Annotated in this window: 17 protein-coding genes; 12 read left to right on the top strand and 5 right to left on the bottom strand. The window is 44.0% G+C overall.

The window, feature by feature from the left end; all coding sequences use genetic code 11:
* The first annotated feature begins 100 nt into the window (after positions 1-100).
* From AC4EHK_RS12420 to AC4EHK_RS12390, 7 genes are all read left to right on the top strand, one after another.
* Entirely contained in the window at positions 101-1,153 is a 1,053-nt protein-coding gene (locus AC4EHK_RS12420) for a family 43 glycosylhydrolase (protein WP_490979102.1), read from the top strand.
* A 46-nt stretch (positions 1,154-1,199) separates the two neighbouring features.
* Positions 1,200-2,474, top strand: coding sequence for an ABC transporter substrate-binding protein (locus AC4EHK_RS12415; RefSeq protein ID WP_490979101.1), 1,275 nt, complete (start codon positions 1,200-1,202; stop codon positions 2,472-2,474).
* Between the two features lie 89 nt (positions 2,475-2,563).
* On the top strand, positions 2,564-3,493 hold the full coding sequence (locus tag AC4EHK_RS12410; protein WP_490979100.1) for a carbohydrate ABC transporter permease: 930 nt from the start codon (positions 2,564-2,566) through the stop codon (positions 3,491-3,493).
* Positions 3,493-4,326: a carbohydrate ABC transporter permease gene (locus AC4EHK_RS12405; protein WP_490979099.1), complete on the top strand. Its 834-nt coding sequence runs from the start codon at positions 3,493-3,495 to the stop codon at positions 4,324-4,326. Before AC4EHK_RS12410 ends, AC4EHK_RS12405 begins: the two co-directional genes overlap by 1 nt.
* 22 nt (positions 4,327-4,348) lie before the next feature.
* Positions 4,349-6,115 (top strand): glycoside hydrolase family 2 protein, encoded by a 1,767-nt coding sequence (locus tag AC4EHK_RS12400; protein ID WP_490979098.1) that lies wholly within the window; start codon positions 4,349-4,351, stop codon positions 6,113-6,115.
* 253 nt (positions 6,116-6,368) lie between these two features.
* Complete coding sequence (locus tag AC4EHK_RS12395; protein WP_490979097.1) at positions 6,369-7,505, top strand: ROK family protein; 1,137 nt, start codon at positions 6,369-6,371, stop codon at positions 7,503-7,505.
* 51 nt (positions 7,506-7,556) lie between these two features.
* On the top strand, positions 7,557-8,618 hold the full coding sequence (locus AC4EHK_RS12390) for an aldose epimerase family protein (RefSeq protein WP_490979096.1): 1,062 nt from the start codon (positions 7,557-7,559) through the stop codon (positions 8,616-8,618).
* Between the two features lie 264 nt (positions 8,619-8,882).
* Here the strand turns inward: AC4EHK_RS12390 and AC4EHK_RS12385 are convergent, their stop codons facing one another.
* The gene (locus AC4EHK_RS12385; protein WP_490979095.1) at positions 8,883-9,665 is read right to left on the bottom strand and encodes an SDR family oxidoreductase; all 783 of its coding nucleotides are present in this window, start codon (positions 9,663-9,665) and stop codon (positions 8,883-8,885) included.
* 156 nt (positions 9,666-9,821) lie between these two features.
* Here AC4EHK_RS12385 and AC4EHK_RS12380 point away from each other — a divergent pair, with 156 nt between their 5' ends.
* The gene (locus tag AC4EHK_RS12380) at positions 9,822-10,418 is read left to right on the top strand and encodes a TetR/AcrR family transcriptional regulator (RefSeq protein WP_490979094.1); all 597 of its coding nucleotides are present in this window, start codon (positions 9,822-9,824) and stop codon (positions 10,416-10,418) included.
* Positions 10,419-10,485: 67 nt separating this feature from the next.
* On the opposite strand, the gene AC4EHK_RS12375 is transcribed toward AC4EHK_RS12380, so the two are convergent.
* From AC4EHK_RS12375 to AC4EHK_RS12360, 4 genes are all read right to left on the bottom strand, one after another.
* Positions 10,486-10,875 (bottom strand): hypothetical protein, encoded by a 390-nt coding sequence (locus AC4EHK_RS12375; protein WP_490979093.1) that lies wholly within the window; start codon positions 10,873-10,875, stop codon positions 10,486-10,488.
* Positions 10,876-11,051: 176 nt separating this feature from the next.
* Positions 11,052-11,771, bottom strand: a complete 720-nt coding sequence (locus AC4EHK_RS12370; protein ID WP_490979092.1) for a hypothetical protein — start codon at positions 11,769-11,771, stop codon at positions 11,052-11,054.
* A gap of 1 nt (position 11,772) precedes the next feature.
* Entirely contained in the window at positions 11,773-12,645 is an 873-nt protein-coding gene (locus AC4EHK_RS12365) for an ABC transporter ATP-binding protein (RefSeq protein ID WP_490979091.1), read from the bottom strand.
* A complete protein-coding gene (locus AC4EHK_RS12360) occupies positions 12,645-13,019 on the bottom strand; it encodes a GntR family transcriptional regulator (protein WP_490979090.1) in 375 nt (124 codons plus the stop codon). Before AC4EHK_RS12360 ends, AC4EHK_RS12365 begins: the two co-directional genes overlap by 1 nt.
* Before the next feature lie 258 nt (positions 13,020-13,277).
* Here AC4EHK_RS12360 and AC4EHK_RS12355 point away from each other — a divergent pair, with 258 nt between their 5' ends.
* From AC4EHK_RS12355 to AC4EHK_RS12340, 4 genes are all read left to right on the top strand, one after another.
* Positions 13,278-14,144 carry an EAL domain-containing protein gene (locus tag AC4EHK_RS12355; RefSeq protein WP_490979089.1) on the top strand — a complete coding sequence of 289 codons (867 nt, stop codon included), beginning with the start codon at positions 13,278-13,280 and terminating at the stop codon, positions 14,142-14,144.
* A 96-nt stretch (positions 14,145-14,240) separates the two neighbouring features.
* Positions 14,241-15,197 carry a diguanylate cyclase domain-containing protein gene (locus AC4EHK_RS12350; protein ID WP_490979088.1) on the top strand — a complete coding sequence of 319 codons (957 nt, stop codon included), beginning with the start codon at positions 14,241-14,243 and terminating at the stop codon, positions 15,195-15,197.
* A 99-nt stretch (positions 15,198-15,296) separates the two neighbouring features.
* Positions 15,297-15,485, top strand: a complete 189-nt coding sequence (locus AC4EHK_RS12345; protein WP_490979087.1) for a hypothetical protein — start codon at positions 15,297-15,299, stop codon at positions 15,483-15,485.
* A 288-nt stretch (positions 15,486-15,773) separates the two neighbouring features.
* On the top strand, positions 15,774-16,973 hold the full coding sequence (locus AC4EHK_RS12340) for an acyl-CoA dehydrogenase family protein (RefSeq protein WP_490979086.1): 1,200 nt from the start codon (positions 15,774-15,776) through the stop codon (positions 16,971-16,973).
* The last annotated feature ends 124 nt before the right edge of the window (positions 16,974-17,097 follow it).

Raw genomic sequence — 17,097 nt, 5'->3', positions numbered from 1 at the left:
TACAAGTGAGAAAGTGAAAAAAATACTTTTTTGTTACATAAATACTTGTAATGAAACAATATTGTGTAATACAATGGCATTATGTAAGTGCTTACATCAATTGGAGAAAGGAGCTGATTCCACAATTTACAAGTTTCCAATTTACCCAGTCTTTATACTTTCAGTTATTTTGGCAGGCTGTTCTTCGGCAGAAGAGGAGACGGCCGAACCAGAAGTTTTTAGCAATCCTGTATATGAACCAGTTTTGGCGGATCCCTCAATTCTGAAAGCAGAGGATGGCAGTTATTACGCTTACGGAACAGAAGATGCGTGGGGAGATGATTCTGAAACAAAGCTGGTGCCAATTTCTCGATCTACAAATTTAATTGATTGGGAGTATGTGGGTGAAGCATTCGAAGAAAAGCCGGATTGGAAAGCAGCAGGAGATCTTTGGGCGCCAGATATCCAATTCTACAATGATCAATATTTGCTTTTCTACTCTTTGTCTTTATGGGGAGATACAAATCCCGGCATCGGCGTAGCAGTTGCTGACAGCCCAGCGGGTCCTTTTGAAGACCAAGGGAAGATGTTCACAAGCGAAGAAATTGGAGTGGAAAATTCGATTGATCCATTTTTCTACGTTGAAGATGAAGTGCCTTATCTTGCTTGGGGAAGTTTCCACGGCATTTATGGAATTGAACTGTCACAAGATGGAATGACGACAGTGGGTGAAAAGTTCCAGCTTGCTGGAGAAGATTATGAAGCACCCTATATTATCGAACGGGATGAATATTATTACTTTTTTGGCTCCAAAGGCTCTTGTTGTGATGGGCAAAACAGCACGTATCATCTAGCTGTTGGGCGATCGGAAAGTTTTAAAGGTCCGTATGTTGACCGTGAAGGAAAGACGCTTCTCGACAACGGCGGGACAACGATTCTTTCTTCCGGTGAAGAAAGCAAATTTGCCGGTCCAGGACATAACTCGATTGTTACAGACGAGGCAGGAGAAGATTGGCTTGTCTATCATGCCATTGAAAAAGCCGATCCGGTGTTGTGGACGGGAGCTTCCAGAAGGCCATTGATGATCGATCCTATTATCTGGGAAGATGGCTGGCCAGCAGTCGAAGGCGGACAGCCAAGTGAGGACGAAATATCGGTTCCAGTGACCGATTAAAAGTAAATGAATCACTGTGCTTTAACTAAGAAAAGGGAGTGGGGAAATGAAGAAGACGAATAAACGATGGAGTGCTTTAGCAGTAACTTGTTCAGCAGTTTTATTGACAGCGTGCAGCGGAAACAGCGGTGTAGTTGAAGAAGGCGGAGATTCCGGAGGTTCTGGAGACAGCTCAGAAATCACATTATGGGCACCCTTTTCAGGTCCAGATGGTCCTTATATGAAAGAAATTGTTGATAGCTATAACGAATCACAAGAAGATTACACAGTGAATTTCCAAATTGTTCCGCAAAGTGAATATTACAGAACGGTTGACTTAGCTGTTAACGGAGAATCGAATATGCCGGATGTAATGGTTATGCATGGAGACCAAATATTTACCTATGCTGAAAAAGACATTATAAGAGACCTTGGCGATTTAATGGGCGATGAGATTTCAGAGGATGAGTATCACCCAAATGGAATTGAAGGCGCTTCCGTAGATGGCACACTTTACGGCGTACCTTTAGACATACACCCACTACTTTTCTATTGGAACAAAGATATGTTTGAAGCAGCTGGATTAGATCCAGAACAGCCGCCAACGAATCGTGAAGAATTTATCGAATATGCACAGGCATTGACAAATGAAGACGAAAATCAATACGGCTATGTTGTCCCAACTTTATGGCCGCAAGAATTTATCTTCCCAACGATTGTTTTCCAAAATGGCGGGGAGTTATATGCGGATGGAGAAGTTCAATTTACTTCGGATGCAGTTGTAGAAGCCTTAGAATTTGAACGTTCTTTAATTGATGAATATGCAGTTTCTCCTAGCGACGTACAACAAGATGGAGAAGTGACGATGTTCTTGCAAGGAAGAAGCGGCATGCACATGAATGGCCCATGGATGATGAAGCAATGGGAAGATTCAGGCCTTAATTACGGTGTAGCACCCGTACCGCAATTGGGAACAGAACAAGAAGGCGTTTATGCAAACTCGCACAATTTTGTAGTTCCTGAAAGTGTGGACGAAGAGAAGCTGGACGGAATTACGAACTTCTTAGGTTATGTAGGAGACAATGCGTTGGCTTGGGCAGAGTCCGGCCAGGCACCGGCTTCAAAAGCAGTGTATGAAGGCGACGAGTTCCAGGAAGTAAACGCACAATCTCCAGAAGTAGCAAAACAGTTTGACTATGTTAAGTTTGGTCCGGATGTGGAAAACTGGGGACAAGCAACAGGTCCATTAATGGAAGCAGTCAATGAAGTGCTTTTAGGACAAAAAGATGCAACAGAGGCACTGGAAGAAGCACAGCAAAAAGCTGCCAATGCACTAGAATAACAATTTAAAAAGTAAGCAGGTGGAGTCTGCACTGCTTACTTTTTCTTTTTTGAGCTGTACGAAGTTATCCAGAATGAGGTGAGAAAGCGATGAAAGAAGCAAAGTTGCCTGCGAAAAAAGCAAAAAAAGACAAACTCTCCAAATTCACATCCTTCCTGTTTGTATTGCCTTATTTACTGTTGTTTTTAGCTTTTCTTTTTATCCCGCTAGTATATGGTATCTACATCAGTTTGCACGATTATAATTTACTGTCGAGTGTGCAGCCATTTATCGGTTTAGAGAACTACGCAACTATTTTCAATCCAGATTCCGCAATGAATTCGTTATTCTTCGAAGGCCTGGGAAATACCCTCAAGTTTGTTATCTTTTCAGTGCCCTTGCTGGTAGCGATTGGTTTAGGGCTGGCGTTGTTGTTAAACAGCCTACCCGGAAAAATCAGAACCCTCTTCCGTACGATTTATTTTATTCCTTATGCTATATCGGTTTCAGTAGTGTCCATTATTTTCCTGTGGATACTTGATACGAATTCCGGTTTGCTGAATATGTATTTAATGAATTTGGGCTTTGATGCAATTCCATGGCTGACAAAGCAGCCGTTTGCGTGGATTTCCCTTATCGGGGCTACGATTTGGTGGACGCTAGGCTTTAATATGATTATTTTCATTAACGCGTTAAATGAAGTGCCGGAAGAACTGTATGAAGCTGGTGCCATTGACGGCGCAAGTGCTTGGCAGAAGTTTATCCACATTACTTTGCCGACGATCCGGCCGATTATGCTATTCGTTATTATTACGTCAACCATTGCATCGTTCAATGTCTTTGGACAGCCTTACTTAATGACACGAGGCGGGCCCGGAGACTCGACTGAAGTGCTGCTAATGGGAATTGTCAACCTCGCTTTTGAGGAACGTGAACTCGGTGTAGCATCAGCGATGGCTTTGCTTATGTCCTTGATCATGATTGTCATTTCCGTTATTCAATTTAAAATCGCCAACCGCAAACAAGGAGGGGAAAGCTGATGAAAAAGAATGGAAAGCAAATTGGGCTGATCGTACTTGCCTCGGTAATAGGATTTTTGTTTCTCATTCCTCTTGTTTGGATGATTTCCACTTCTTTTAAAAATGATTTTGAAGCAATCGCTGGAGGATTAAACTGGATCCCAGAAAATTTCACTTTTGAAAACTACCTGTATACGCTGACGGGTGAAGGCGTAGATGTTCCGATATTCAGATGGATGTTTAACTCCTTGTTTGCTGGAATAGCAGGAACAGCAATCATCGTTGCGATTGATGCGCTAGCTGCGTATGGCTTGGCACGTTTGGATGTTCCTTTCAAAAAATTCCTGTTCCCATTGTTTATTAGTACATTGATGATTCCGTTTGTCATCACGTTTCTTCCGATGTATATGCAATTCAGCAACTTTGGGTTATTGAACACCTATGCTGTATTGATTTTTCCTTATACGGCTAATGCATTCGGTGTCTTTTTGCTTTATCAATTCTTTAAATCATTTCCAAAAGAATTGGAAGAAGCAGCAAAATTGGATGGAGCAAACAAATGGCAGATTTTCATTAAAATCGTTATTCCTTCTGCAAAACCAATCATTTGGACATTAGCGATTTTCTCTTTCATGGGGATTTACAATGATTTCTTATGGCCATTAGTGGCTACAAACTCGCCGGACATGAGAACGATCACAACCGGTATTGCCATCATGCAACAAGGAAGTTTTACTTCTTCTTATGGGAAACTGATGGCATTAACAACGATTGCCACCATCCCAATTTTAATTGTCTTTTTAATTGGACAGAAACAACTGATCAAAGGCATTACACAGTCAGGCATTAAATAAGTGATGGAGGTAGCGCAAACCTATGGCAAACTTACAAACAGAATACCCGAGACCGCAATTTCAACGAGAGGACTGGTTGAATCTGAACGGAGAGTGGAATTTTTCTTTTGACGACGCAGAGATCGGATTAAAGGAAAAATGGTACCAGAACTTCCCGGCAGGACAGACCATAAAAGTACCATTTGCCTACCAGACTGAAAACAGCGGCATTGGAGACCCTTCTTTTCATGAAGTGGTTTGGTACAACCGGACATTTTCAGTGCCGGAAGAGTGGCAAGACAAAAGAATTCAAGTGAACTTTGGTGCGGTTGACTACCGGGCATGGGTATATGTCAACGGAGAAAAAGCGACTTATCACCAAGGTGGAAATGTTCCTTTTTCTGCTGATGTTACCGACTTGCTGGTAGCAGGTAAGAACAATCTGACCGTCAGAGTGGAAGATCCTTCCGAAGATACGACCATTCCCCGCGGCAAACAGTATTGGCACGAAGAATCGGCTTCAATCTTTTATACGCGGACGACCGGAATCTGGCAAACGGTTTGGCTGGAACCCGTAGCTGAAACGTCGATTAAAAGTTTGCGCTGGACACCGGAAATAGATCGCGGCGATATTGAGTTTGAAACAGAACTTGCTGGAATTTCAGTCGGAAATACGAAACTGCGAATAACTGTTTCGTTCCAGGGAGAACCGGTTTTTAGCGAAGATATGACCGTTTTTCAGCCGCATATTAAACGCAGCGTGAACATCCGCGGACGCTTCCCGGATAGAAGCAATATTCACGGACCGGGCTGGTATTGGAGCCCGGAGCATCCAAACCTATTCGATGCTCAAGTGGAATTGATTGCGGATGGGAAAGCTGTCGACACCATAACCAGTTACTTTGGAATGCGGAAAGTATCCATTGAAAATGGCACGTTTATGCTGAACAACAAACCTTATTACCAAAAGCTCGTTCTGGATCAAGGTTATTTTCCAGGCGGTCTGTTGACGGCAGAATCGGACGATGCGTTAAAGCAGGACATTGTGCTTGCCAAGGAAATGGGCTTCAACGGCGCGCGCAAGCATCAGAAAGTGGAAGACCCACGATTTTTATACTGGGCAGATCAGCTTGGCTACCTTGTATGGGGCGAAATGGCAAACTGCGCAGAATACAGCGAAGATGCTGTAGAACGGATTTCAGCAGAGTGGATAGAAGCCGTGAAACGTGATTACAGCCACCCAAGCTTGGTGGTTTGGGTACCATTAAACGAAAGCTGGGGGATTTCCCGCGTAGCTAGAGAGAAACAGCAGCAGCATCATTCACTTGCTATGTACTATTTAACAAAATCTCTTGATTCAACCCGTCCCGTTTGTTCAAACGAAGGCTGGGAACACACGGTTTCGGATTTATGCGGCATCCATAATTACCAGTCTCCTGACAAGATGGCGGAAGCTTACCAAACTGTCGAAAGCGCGGTTTCGGCTACACCCGCAGACCGTCCGATTTATGCAGAAGGCTTTGGATACAGAGGAGAACCTATTCTAATCACGGAATACGGTGGAATCGCCTACGACACGAAAGAAATCGATCAGGAAAATGGATGGGGTTATTCAGCCGTTCAGGGCGGCGAAGAACTAATTGAAGCTTATCGAGCAAACACGAAAGCTTTGCTTGATTCTTCAGTAGTCCAAGGTTTTTGCTACACGCAGTTGACCGATGTGGAACAAGAAATTAACGGGCTGTTGACGTATCACCGCAAGCCAAAATGTGATTTAACCGAGATTAAGAAAATCAATGATGGCAAGTGAAACATTAAAAAAGGATTTAGCTTAATGAAGGAAGAGAAACACCTTTCGTTGAAGAGTGAGCCTACGAACACTCACTTCTCGGCAACAAGGTGTTTTTCTATGGCTGAAAAAATACAGCACTAGGCGGATCCATTCTCCTCAAACTTATAAGTTAATTTAATTAACAAAGATCTAATGAATTTTGTTAAACTATTAACTACTGGAGCTCAAAGCAGTTACAAACTGTACGAGCCCGATAAACGGAGGGATTCGGATGCGCCAAGGCACCTTTAAATGGATGAAGTCGATGAACAAATCGATTATCCTCAATAAAATAAGAAAAGATGGACCCATATCGAGAGCACAAATTGCCCGCGAAACAAACTTGACACCGCCAACCGTCAGCAGCAACGTAAAAGAATTACTGGATGAAAAAATCGTTGAAGAAAGCGATATTGGCCAGTCGCAAGGTGGACGGAAACCGACAATGCTCATGATCAACCATCAGGCATTTACCATCATCGGCGTGGATGCAGGTCCGGAAAGCATTGAATGCATTGTGGCCGATCTTGCAGGAAATGTGCTTAAAAGATCAAAAACCACGTTAGAGCTGCCAATCACCAACCAAGAGTTTATCGTCGCATTAAAAAGTTCCATTAAAGAAGTGCTGGAAACTGATAAACAAGTCGTAGGTATTGGTGTTGCCATGCACGGTGTGGTGGAAGTTGAAACAGGCACTTCGTTGTACGCACCAAATCTTGGTTTGAGCAATATCCCCATCAAAAAAGAGCTGGAACAAGCTTTTGGCCTGGAAGTGAAAGTAGAAAACGATGCACGGGCCATGGCATTGGGCGAATATTGGTTTGGGAATCACGGGGAACTGGAGAGCATGCTGGCAGTGAATATAGGCAGTGGTGTGGGCGCAGGACTTATCATCGACGGCAAGCTTTACCACGGCGCTTCGGACATCGCTGGGGAAATTGGCCACATGACTATTGATTTGTACGGGGAAACGTGTGAATGCGGAAACCGGGGATGTCTGCAGACCTTTGTTACCGGTCCAGCCATCGCGAGAAAAGCAAACGGCAAGCTGCTTACAGCAGAACATGTATATGAACAGGCCATCAGCGGAAATGAAGAATGTGCGGCTATTTTGAAAGAATCCGGCAGAGCGATGGGCGTCGGTCTGACCAATTTGATTCACATCGTCAATCCGGAAAAAATTGTGTTGGGCGGCGGAGTTTCAAAAGCCGAAAAGTTCATTTTGCCTGCCATACGGGAAACGATTAGAACTTCTGCACTGACACCCGCAGCCAGCCAAACGAACGTGGAAGTGTCCAAGCTTGGGGATGATGCTACGTTAATCGGAGCGATCACCTTGCTGCTGGTGGATATCTTTGAAGTAAAGTAATAGCGTTCCACAATATATTAGGAAACTGAAAGATGGAAAGGATGAATAAAAATGAAAGTCAGCGAAAAAGTATTTGATTACAAAAACGATCGGCCAATTAACTTATACACATTGGAAAATGATCAAGGGTTTCGGATATCCTGCATCGATTATGGCTGTGTGATTACTGAAATTATCAGCCCAGACCGCGATGGGAATCTGGAAAATGTCGTACTTGGTTTTGATACGCTTGAAGAGTACGAAAATACCCCTTATTTCTTCGGAGCATTGGTGGGGCGCTTTGCCGGCCGGATCAAAGATGGGGAGTTTTCAATTGAAGGGAAAAATTATCAAGTACCTAAAAATTCCAACGGCCAACATTTGCATGGAGGTGCCAATGGCTTTCATTCTACTCTTTGGGATTCAAAAGTGGTCCAAACTGAAAATGAAGCAGCAGTCGAATTTACGTATGTCAGTCCGGATGGCGAAGAAGGCTTCCCTGGCAACTTGTCCATGACAGTCCGCTATACAATTAAAAATGACCGCAATCAGCTGGTCATATCCTATTCAGGGAAATCCGACAAGACAACGGTATTGAATGTCACCAACCACTCGTACTTTAATTTGAGCGGCAATTTCAAGCGGACCATTTTGGACCACGAATTAACGCTGAACAGTGATCATTATTTGGAATTGGACAATGAATTGCTGCCAACGGGCAAGCTCGTTCCGGTTGCAGAAGATACGCTGTTTGATTTCCGCAGCGGCAGAAGCATCAAGGAAGCAACATCCGCTGAACATCCGCAAGCCCAACTGGCTGGAAACGGGTATGACCATCCATTCCTGTTGAATCCTGCAGAACAATCCGGCATCCGACTGACGGATTCAGTAAGCGGCCGAAAGCTGATTGTGGAAACTACAGAACCTGCTGTGGTGCTGTATACAGGGAACGATATCGGCGGAGCTTATTCGATTCGAGGGACGCAAGCCGAGGATTATTTGGCACTTTGCCTTGAAACACAAAGCCCTCCGGATTCATTGCGCCATCCCCATTTCCCATCGGCTATCCTCAATGCAGATGAGGAGTTCACGTCGGAAACGACTTACACGTTTGCCAGCATCAGCAACGATTAACAATTTTATTATGCGGTCTTTTTTGAGAAGTTTGTTGAAAAAGAGCAAGTAATATTCATAAAATAATTAGCTTATACCTATAAATTATTATTCCTGATATTGCCTCGCTTAGCCATAGGATGCGCCGGCGCTTCAGAATTTGTTAGTAGATGGAGCTGTTTAAAAGGGGTTTTCCGCTTTTAAACAGCTTTTTACTGTGAATAAAAAGTAAAAAACTGCAGCTCCTATGTTCAATCGGAGCTGCAGTTTGAAGTTTTTTTGCAATTAGTATTTGTATGATTGTCCGCCATCGATTGGGATCACGGAAGCATTGATAAATTTGGCTGCATCAGACAGCAGGAATGCAACAAGGTTGCCCACTTCTTCCGGCTTGCCGAAGCGCTTCATTGGGTTGACGCTGACAAATTCCTTGCCTGCAGACTCCCAGTCGTCGCCTGCCATTTGCTTCAAGGAACCTTCGACCATTGGTGTCATGATGGCACCTGGTGCAATGGCATTGATGCTGACGCCAAATTGTCCGTATTCAATGCCCGAGTTGCGTGTCAATCCGACAACGCCATGTTTGCTGGCTGCGTAGCCTGACTGATTGCCGACGCCGCGGATGCCGCCGACTGATGCCGTGTTGACAATCGAGCCGTGGCCTTGCTGCTTCATCACTTTTAAGACGTATTTCATGCCGTAAAAGACGCCATTCAAGTTGACGCTCACCACTTTTTCAAATTCGTCCGACCCATATTCTTCAGTCAGGTTTTGTTTGCCTTCGATGCCGGCATTGTTGAAGAATCCATCAATTCGCCCGAAGGTGTCCATGGTGATTTGTACGTAGTTTTTCACTTCTTCTTCACTGGTTACATTGGCTTCCACAAGCTCGACTTCCGCTTCTGGAGCAGCTGCAAGAACTTGTTTTTTGCTGTCCTCGAGCGATTCTTTGTTCATATCGACGAGCACGAGCTTGCCGCCCAGCTGAGCGATGGAAAGTGCGGCTGCACGCCCAAGTCCGGAGCCTCCGCCTGTGATGATAACGACTTTGTCTGTGTAGTTGATCATGAATAATCTCTCCTTTTCGAATGATATGCTAAACTGAATTCAAGGTTCGAATTCAGTGTAAACCTTTTCAAAATAGGGTTCAATCAGTAGAAAATCCGAAACTGTCGAAAAAATCGACAGTTCTGTAAAAAATGTCGATTCTGGAGGCAGCAAATTATGGGAGAGAAAAAAGAAAGTCTTTCACCGCAAGCTGAACGGACAAAGCACCAGTTTAAACAGGCGTTCACCGAGCTGATCAATGAAAAAGGGTTCAGCCATGTATCAGTGACGGACATTGTGCAACGGGCACAATACAACCGAGCAACTTTTTATCTCTACTACGTGGACAAACAGCAAATTACGGAAGAGCTGAAGACGGAGATGTTTCGCCAAACCAAGCGCACGAGCAGAGAACGTTATGCCCGCGGAAAGCTGGTGGCAACAAAGTCGATGGATGCGGATTCCTTTGAATTGGTAACATTCATTTACGATAACCGTTCTTTTTTTAATCTTTACTTGAAGGAAGATACGATACCGGGATTGCACCAGGACTTGCCGCGTGCCATCTTTGAACTGCTGGACGAGCAATTTACGTTTACGCCGGCAGGTGACCATGATATCAATTCATCCCAGTTCAAGCTGTATATGGCTCACGGAACTGCCGGGCTGTTGTTGGACTGGGCTGCTAATGGCTACCAAAAATCTCCTAGAAGAGTGACGGAAGAATTGATTGGCATCTTGCAGGCAATTGCGGAAGGGTTTCAGGTTGAATAGCTCCTTAAAATCATAGTCGATACAGAAATCCCCTGAAAAAGAATGTTGCTCTTTTTCAGGGGATTTTCTAATCTTTCTCTGTCAGGAATGTGATGACTGCAAAGAGCAGGAATGCTATCAGCAGGATGCTGCCACCGACGATAAACAGGATCATGACCAAGGTTTCGTTCCAATTGAATGGATTGAGGTTATACAGCCACATGCCGCCAGTCAATGCAAAAGCACCGACCATCGCAATGACGCTATGAATGGCGACAAGTCTTTTGTATTTGATCGTGTAGACACGGTAGAAGATTCCCCAAGCAAACACCGACAGCCAGCCGACGAGCAGGATATGGGCATGAATCGGGCGCAAGGCATAATCCATTTCTCCGGCCATTTGGGAACCGAGAAAGGTGCCGAACAAGCCGAATAGGGCTGAAAAACGTATTAAACGAAGACTCCAAGTTTTTTCCATGATGGTACCTCCAACTGCTGACTATTTCCGATTGGGGAAAAGTGAGAATGAATTCACTCTCTTATCCTAATATATTAACAGGTTAAATGATACTTCCTCCAGTTTTTACAGATGGAATTCCATAAAAAAGACCTGCCAAAACCCAAATCGGGTAAGGGCAAGGCCTTAGTTCTCTCTTACATTTTTATCGAAATGCGTTTGATCAAGATTCTTGTGGATACCAACAGGACGGCAATCAACAATAACGAACCGGCGAGCGCAAAGACTGGGCTGGCGTTAGCTGGGAATTCCGGAATCCATGGAATAATGGAACTTAAGTCGCCGTCTCCCCAGAAATAGCCATTAATGCTAAGTGCTGCTATGGCAATGCCGACAAAACCGAAACCGATCAGCCAGCCAAAGCGATAATAGCCTAGGCCAATCAGCCAACCAACTAAATAATAGGTAAAAGCATTCAGGAAGAAAACACCTCCGGCTGAAAACCAGCCAGATGCTGGATCGTATAAAGGAGCAGCATCAGCATCAATCGGCAGTTCGACAAAGTTGGATATCACATATTCAATCCCGGTAACTGCGAGCGGCACCAGAGTGACCGCCAGTGCCAACACAAGTGTAGAGATGACGGTTCCGATATACAGGTCTTTGCGGGTAATGCCTTGTTGGACATAGTATCCCATGAAAGCATAGGCAGCGATGATGCCGCAAACCAGCATGAAAATGGCTACGGAATCGCTGGAAAAAATGAAAAACTCTTGGATGGTGTCGTTGTTTCTTGACACAATAATGATCCCGACGATATGGCCGACAATTAAAAATGAGAAAAACCAGATAGCCCACTTGAATTGTTCGTAAAAAAGATCGAAAGCAACTTTTGGATAAAGGTTGGCTTGCTTCATTTTAACGCGCCTCCTCTGTTAAGTGGATGAACAAATCCTGCAATGATACAGGTCCAATTTCAAGACCTTGTTTTTGGGCTGTGAACTGATCGTTTTCATTCAATGCGCCATAGACCATCACAGATTTTGTACCTCCAAGTTTTTGTTCGTTCAAGAGTTGCATGCCGGAGACAAAAGCATCGACTCGATCGGCCGCTCCCGTAATAGAAGCTCCTTGGGCAGAGATGGTTTCGTAATCTTCATTCAGCAGCAGGCGACCCTGATTGATAATAATGACATTATCGAAAAGGTAATCCATCTCGGAAACAAGATGTGTGGACAGGATGAAGGTCCGCGGATGTTTTTCCTGATCTGCTAAAATTTCCTGATAAAAAATTTCACGGGCCGGGGCATCCATTCCAAGGTATGCTTCATCAAAAATCGTGATGGGAGTTCGGCTAGCGAGCCCAATGACGACATTCAATGCGGATTGCATGCCTTTGGATAGTTTATTGACAGGTTTATCCAACGGTAGTTTAAAGCGATGGAGTAGATGGTCAGCGTATGCTTTGTCGTAATTGGGGCGATATCGTTCAGCAAATCCAAGCATATCCGGAACCTTTTCATACTCGTCTGCATAGTTTTTTTCATAGATAAACCCAATTTGCTGCATCTTGTCTCGGTTTTCAAAAACAGCTTCGCCGTCAACTTCGACTTGCCCTTCTGATGGTTCACGGAAAGCAGCGAGCAAAGACAGCAGGGTAGTCTTGCCGGCACCGTTGCGCCCAATCAATCCGTGAATTTTACCGGCTTCAAGTGTCAATGAAATATCTTTCAAAGCTTCAAACTTTCCAAATGTTACTGTGACATTGTTTAGTTCGATCTTGGCAGCCATTAGATTTCACTTCCTTTCATGTTTTTGATCAGTTCAATAACTTCAGCTTGTGTAATGCCAAGCTTGTTGGCTTCTTGCACAAGGCTTTTAACATAATTGTCCACAAATGCTTCTTTCCGCTGTCCCATCAATGTCTGTTTCGCGCCTTCAGCTACAAACATCCCAATCCCTCTTTTCTTAAATAAGATTCCTTCTTCCACCAGCTGATTGATTCCTTTTGAAACGGTCGCATGGTTGATTTTGTAAAAACTGACCAATTGATTGGTGGACGGTGCCTGATCGCCGTCCTTTAACTGATCGTTGACTATCTGGTCTTCAATCAACTCGCGGACCTGCATAAAAATCGGCTTGCTCGAATCAAACGCTTTGCTCACTGCAAACACCTCCTTATTTCGCTCTGGTAATATGGTTGTATACTTATGTGTATAACCATATATCCTTTTAGGTTTGTTGTCAAATAATTTTTATTTTTTTAATTGTTGAGATGGCGAAAGCAAGAAATCCAAAGGTGTTGCTAAATTATTCTGATTGCTGGGGAGCTTGCCCGTCTCTAATATGCAATGGAGTCCAATTCTTTACTATAATTTAACAATCTAAAAGAAACCCTTAACGTATACTGGAAAATGGCACGAATGTTAACGCAAGTGTATGGGAGGCTGAACATCATTAGATTAACCGGCATCATTGAATTTATAAGCTACCTAAAGAGAAACCAACATGCGATATATGAAGAAAGCAAAAAGGATGGGGAAGTAAAAGAACTTATGCTGCAAGAGAATTTTCAAACGGCTTTTCAACCCATTCTGGCATTGGCTGAGGGGGAAACAATCGGGTTCGAAGTACTTAATCGCCCGAACAGCACACCCATTTTTCCAACGACGGAAGAATTTTATAGTTTCATCGGAAAAAGCAATAATGTTTTTCGAATAGAAAGCTTTCTGCGCAATTTATCGCTTAAAAAGTATGCAGAACAATTGAAGAAGACAACCAGTCATGAAAACGATTTGATTTTTTTGAACATCCAGCCGCAAGTGCTGACAGATCGTTCTTATCGAAGCGGCACAACGCTGGATTTGCTGAAGAAATATAATTTGTCTCCCGACCAGGTAGTTTTGGAATTAACCGAAAAAGAATCGGTCACAGATTACAAAGAATTCGAAAGGATCATAGATAATTACCGGCAACAAGGATTTCGGATAGCAGTGGATGACGCAGGAACAGGGTACAATAGCCTCAAGACCATTGTTTCGTTAAAGCCTGAATTCATTAAACTCGATAAATCCCTGATACGAGATATTCATATTCAGCCGTCTCAACAGCAACTGGTGGGGCTTTTATTGGATTTTGCTGCACAATCGAATACCAAAATTATTGCTGAAGGAATTGAAAATTGTTTGGAACTCAGTTTTTTGAAGGAGTTAGGGATCCATTTCGGGCAGGGCTACGCACTGGGAAAACCCAAATCGGAATTGGTCAGCGGACAAGTGCCTTTCTGTTAATGTCTGAAGGGTACGGAGTCGAGCAGCATTGGCTGAATGGCTGCTGCGAAAGATTAGTAGGTTACTTACCTGATCAGCAAAAGGAGAGTCTAGCCAATGGCATATATAGGAGAGATTGCAAAAGACGTAGTGTGTGTTCCATTTGATACACCTTGTGACCAAATCGATCGCATGTTCCATGAGGATCAGGGGCTGCAAGGACTTGTTGTGAGTAAAAAAGATCATTCTGTTGGTTTGATTACCCGGACCCATTTTTATCAAAAAATGGGGACACGCTATGGCTACAATCTTTATCTGAAAAGACCTATCGAGTTACTGGCAAAAGAGTCTCCACTGGTGGTTGATTATTTCGTTTCTGTTATTGAGGCCAGTAAACTGGCGATGGACCGTCCGAATGAAGAAGTCTATGATGATGTTATTGTTAAAAAAGAGCATGCTGTTTACGGGGTAGTCAGCATTAAGGAACTGCTTCTCAAGGTAGCAGATATACAGGCTCAAACTGCCAGCTATTTAAATCCGCTTACCTTTTTGCCTGGCAACTATACGATTGACGAAAAACTGGATCAACTATTCAGGCACCAGGAGAAGTTCACGGTCATGTACATTGACTTGGACCGATTTAAGCCTTATAACGACTACTACGGCTTTAAAAAAGGGGACGAAGTTCTTCAATCCACTGCCACTATTTTAAAAGAGTGCTTTAATCCGGGAGATAGTTTTATCGGCCATATCGGCGGCGATGATTTTATTGTTCTATTGAATCATTTGGATTACGAAAGCCAGTGCGAGGAAGTCATTACTCGCTTTGATAAGGAGATTCTCGATTTTTACTCAGAAGAGCATCTGGAACAACAAGCGGTTTACGGCGAAAACCGATCGGGTGAAATGGAAGCGATTCCTTTGGTGGCCATCTCAATTGCGGTTGTACGAAATGACAGCAAACCGTTTCAGAGCGTAGAAGAGCTGGTCGCAGAAGCTACACGCATGAAAAAGATTTGCAAAATGACCAGCGGCAGTTGCTGCTATGCAGAACCTTCCGTGATCAGTTCATAAGGATGTAATAAAATGTGGCTGCCGCTGTTTATCTTGGATTAGTATTGGGCGCAAGGGGTAAACAAGCAATAAGTAAATCTTTTAAATGGAGGAATAGCAATGACCAGAAAAGGTACAGCAGGCAGATCACCTGATCAACAATCGGCTCCTCCAGAGTCGGGAATCGATAAAGTCGTCAAGAAAACGAAAGAAGCGTTAGACGGTGATAACAAAGCGACCGATTACAAAGATACGACGGATGAAATGGAAGAAGCAAAAGAAAACTCGAAGGGCAAAACAGATAGATAAGGGCGAAAAGATTAACAAGACAGGATTAACGGGCGTTGCCAGGAAACCATTCAGGTTGATGGCAACGCCTTTGCTTCACTTTCTTTTGCTTTAAACATTGAGATCTGACTTGATTTTTCTCTATTAAAATGACAAAAATAAAAGCACAGAAAACAGAAACACATACTGCCAAGTCTGCAAAGATTTTAGATGTAGATGGAAGCCAGTTCATCCAGACAAGCAGTCTTGCTGTTGTCTTTTTGGGCTGGCTTTTTTTGCAGCAAGCAAAATGGAAAGGGGCGATACAAAATGGACTTTTCATTCACACAAGAACAAGAGATGCTGCGCAGCATCACACGGAGCTTTGTTGATAAAGAAATCATGCCGTTTATTGAAGAATGGGACCGTGCTGGCAAAATGGACCCGGCGATCTATGGCAGGCTTGCTGATCTTGGGCTGATGGGCGTTTGCATTCCGGAAAAATACGGCGGCAGCGGTATGGATTACAATTCTTTGGCGATTGTTTGTGAAGAGTTGGAGCGGGGAGATACAGCTTTCCGGACGGCTGTTTCTGTTCATACTGGTTTAAACAGTTTGACCATTCTCCAATGGGGAACAGAAGAGCAAAAGAAACGCTACCTCGTTCCTCAGGCGAAAGGTGAGAGGATCGGCGCTTTCGGATTAACAGAGCCAGGTGCAGGATCAGATGTAGCGGCGATGAAGACGACAGCTGTAAACAAAGGCGACCATTATGTGCTGAACGGCCAGAAAACGTGGATTTCCTTGAGTGACGTAGCAGATCATTTTCTGGTCTTTGCCTATACGGGCGAGCAGTCGCAAAAGCACGGGGCAATTTCTGCTTTTATTGTCGAGCGTACATGGCCAGGTTTTTCTTCTAAGGCGATCAAAGGCAAACACGGCATCCGAGCAGGCAATACCGGCGAACTGTTTTTTGAAGACCTCAAAGTTCCGGCGGAGAATTTGTTGGGACAAGAAGGAGAAGGGTTCAAAATCGCAATGTCGGCGCTCGATAACGGCCGATTCACGGTTGCTGCCGGAGCGGTTGGACAGATTATGGCGTGCCTGGAAGCGAGTGTCAGCTATTGCCGTGAACGCCAGACATTCGGCAAAGAAATCGGCCGGCACCAGCTGGTCCAGCAAATGATCGCCAACATGGAAGCGGGTTTTCAGATGAGCCGTTTGCTCGTTTACCGCGCCGGCGAACTGAAAAACCAAGGCAAACGCAACACGCGTGAAACGTCATTAGCAAAATGGCAGGCGTGTGATTTTGCTAATCAGGCAGCAGACGACGCCTTCCAAATCCATGGTGCCTACGGCTATTCGGATGAATACCCGGTCAGCCGTTACTTGCGCAATTCCAAAGCGCCGGTCATTTACGAAGGAACGCGTGAAATTCATACTATCATGCAAGCGGAATATGTTCTCGGATACAAGGAAGACAAAGCCTTGTCGAAAACATTGCCAGCATGGGAGCAGCAAACCGAATAGTTTTTATGAAATATTACTTAAAGCGTGCAATAAGATATACTGAAGTGGAGAATTTTTTTCATCTCCTGTTCGCAGCAGCTGGTATTTTGGTTGGTTTGTATGCTTAATCTCTACAGGTAAAGGG

The sequence above is a fragment of the Planococcus sp. TJ-307 genome (assembly GCF_058268435.1).
The sequence above is the reverse complement of the archived record's forward strand: the minus strand, read 5'-3'. Positions and strand labels throughout refer to the sequence as shown.

Excerpts from the sequence above, each read along its gene's own strand:
- AC4EHK_RS12415 (WP_490979101.1), top strand. The coding sequence starts at position 1,200 with ATGAAGAAGACGAATAAACGATGGAGTGCTTTAGCAGTAACTTGTTCA.
- AC4EHK_RS12410 (WP_490979100.1), top strand. The coding sequence starts at position 2,564 with ATGAAAGAAGCAAAGTTGCCTGCGAAAAAAGCAAAAAAAGACAAACTC.
- AC4EHK_RS12405 (WP_490979099.1), top strand. The coding sequence starts at position 3,493 with ATGAAAAAGAATGGAAAGCAAATTGGGCTGATCGTACTTGCCTCGGTA.
- AC4EHK_RS12400 (WP_490979098.1), top strand. The coding sequence starts at position 4,349 with ATGGCAAACTTACAAACAGAATACCCGAGACCGCAATTTCAACGAGAG.
- AC4EHK_RS12395 (WP_490979097.1), top strand. The coding sequence starts at position 6,369 with ATGCGCCAAGGCACCTTTAAATGGATGAAGTCGATGAACAAATCGATT.
- AC4EHK_RS12390 (WP_490979096.1), top strand. The coding sequence starts at position 7,557 with ATGAAAGTCAGCGAAAAAGTATTTGATTACAAAAACGATCGGCCAATT.
- AC4EHK_RS12385 (WP_490979095.1), bottom strand. The coding sequence starts at position 9,665 with ATGATCAACTACACAGACAAAGTCGTTATCATCACAGGCGGAGGCTCC.
- AC4EHK_RS12380 (WP_490979094.1), top strand. The coding sequence starts at position 9,822 with ATGGGAGAGAAAAAAGAAAGTCTTTCACCGCAAGCTGAACGGACAAAG.
- AC4EHK_RS12375 (WP_490979093.1), bottom strand. The coding sequence starts at position 10,875 with ATGGAAAAAACTTGGAGTCTTCGTTTAATACGTTTTTCAGCCCTATTC.
- AC4EHK_RS12370 (WP_490979092.1), bottom strand. The coding sequence starts at position 11,771 with ATGAAGCAAGCCAACCTTTATCCAAAAGTTGCTTTCGATCTTTTTTAC.
- AC4EHK_RS12365 (WP_490979091.1), bottom strand. The coding sequence starts at position 12,645 with ATGGCTGCCAAGATCGAACTAAACAATGTCACAGTAACATTTGGAAAG.
- AC4EHK_RS12355 (WP_490979089.1), top strand. The coding sequence starts at position 13,278 with ATGTTAACGCAAGTGTATGGGAGGCTGAACATCATTAGATTAACCGGC.
- AC4EHK_RS12350 (WP_490979088.1), top strand. The coding sequence starts at position 14,241 with ATGGCATATATAGGAGAGATTGCAAAAGACGTAGTGTGTGTTCCATTT.
- AC4EHK_RS12345 (WP_490979087.1), top strand. The coding sequence starts at position 15,297 with ATGACCAGAAAAGGTACAGCAGGCAGATCACCTGATCAACAATCGGCT.
- AC4EHK_RS12340 (WP_490979086.1), top strand. The coding sequence starts at position 15,774 with ATGGACTTTTCATTCACACAAGAACAAGAGATGCTGCGCAGCATCACA.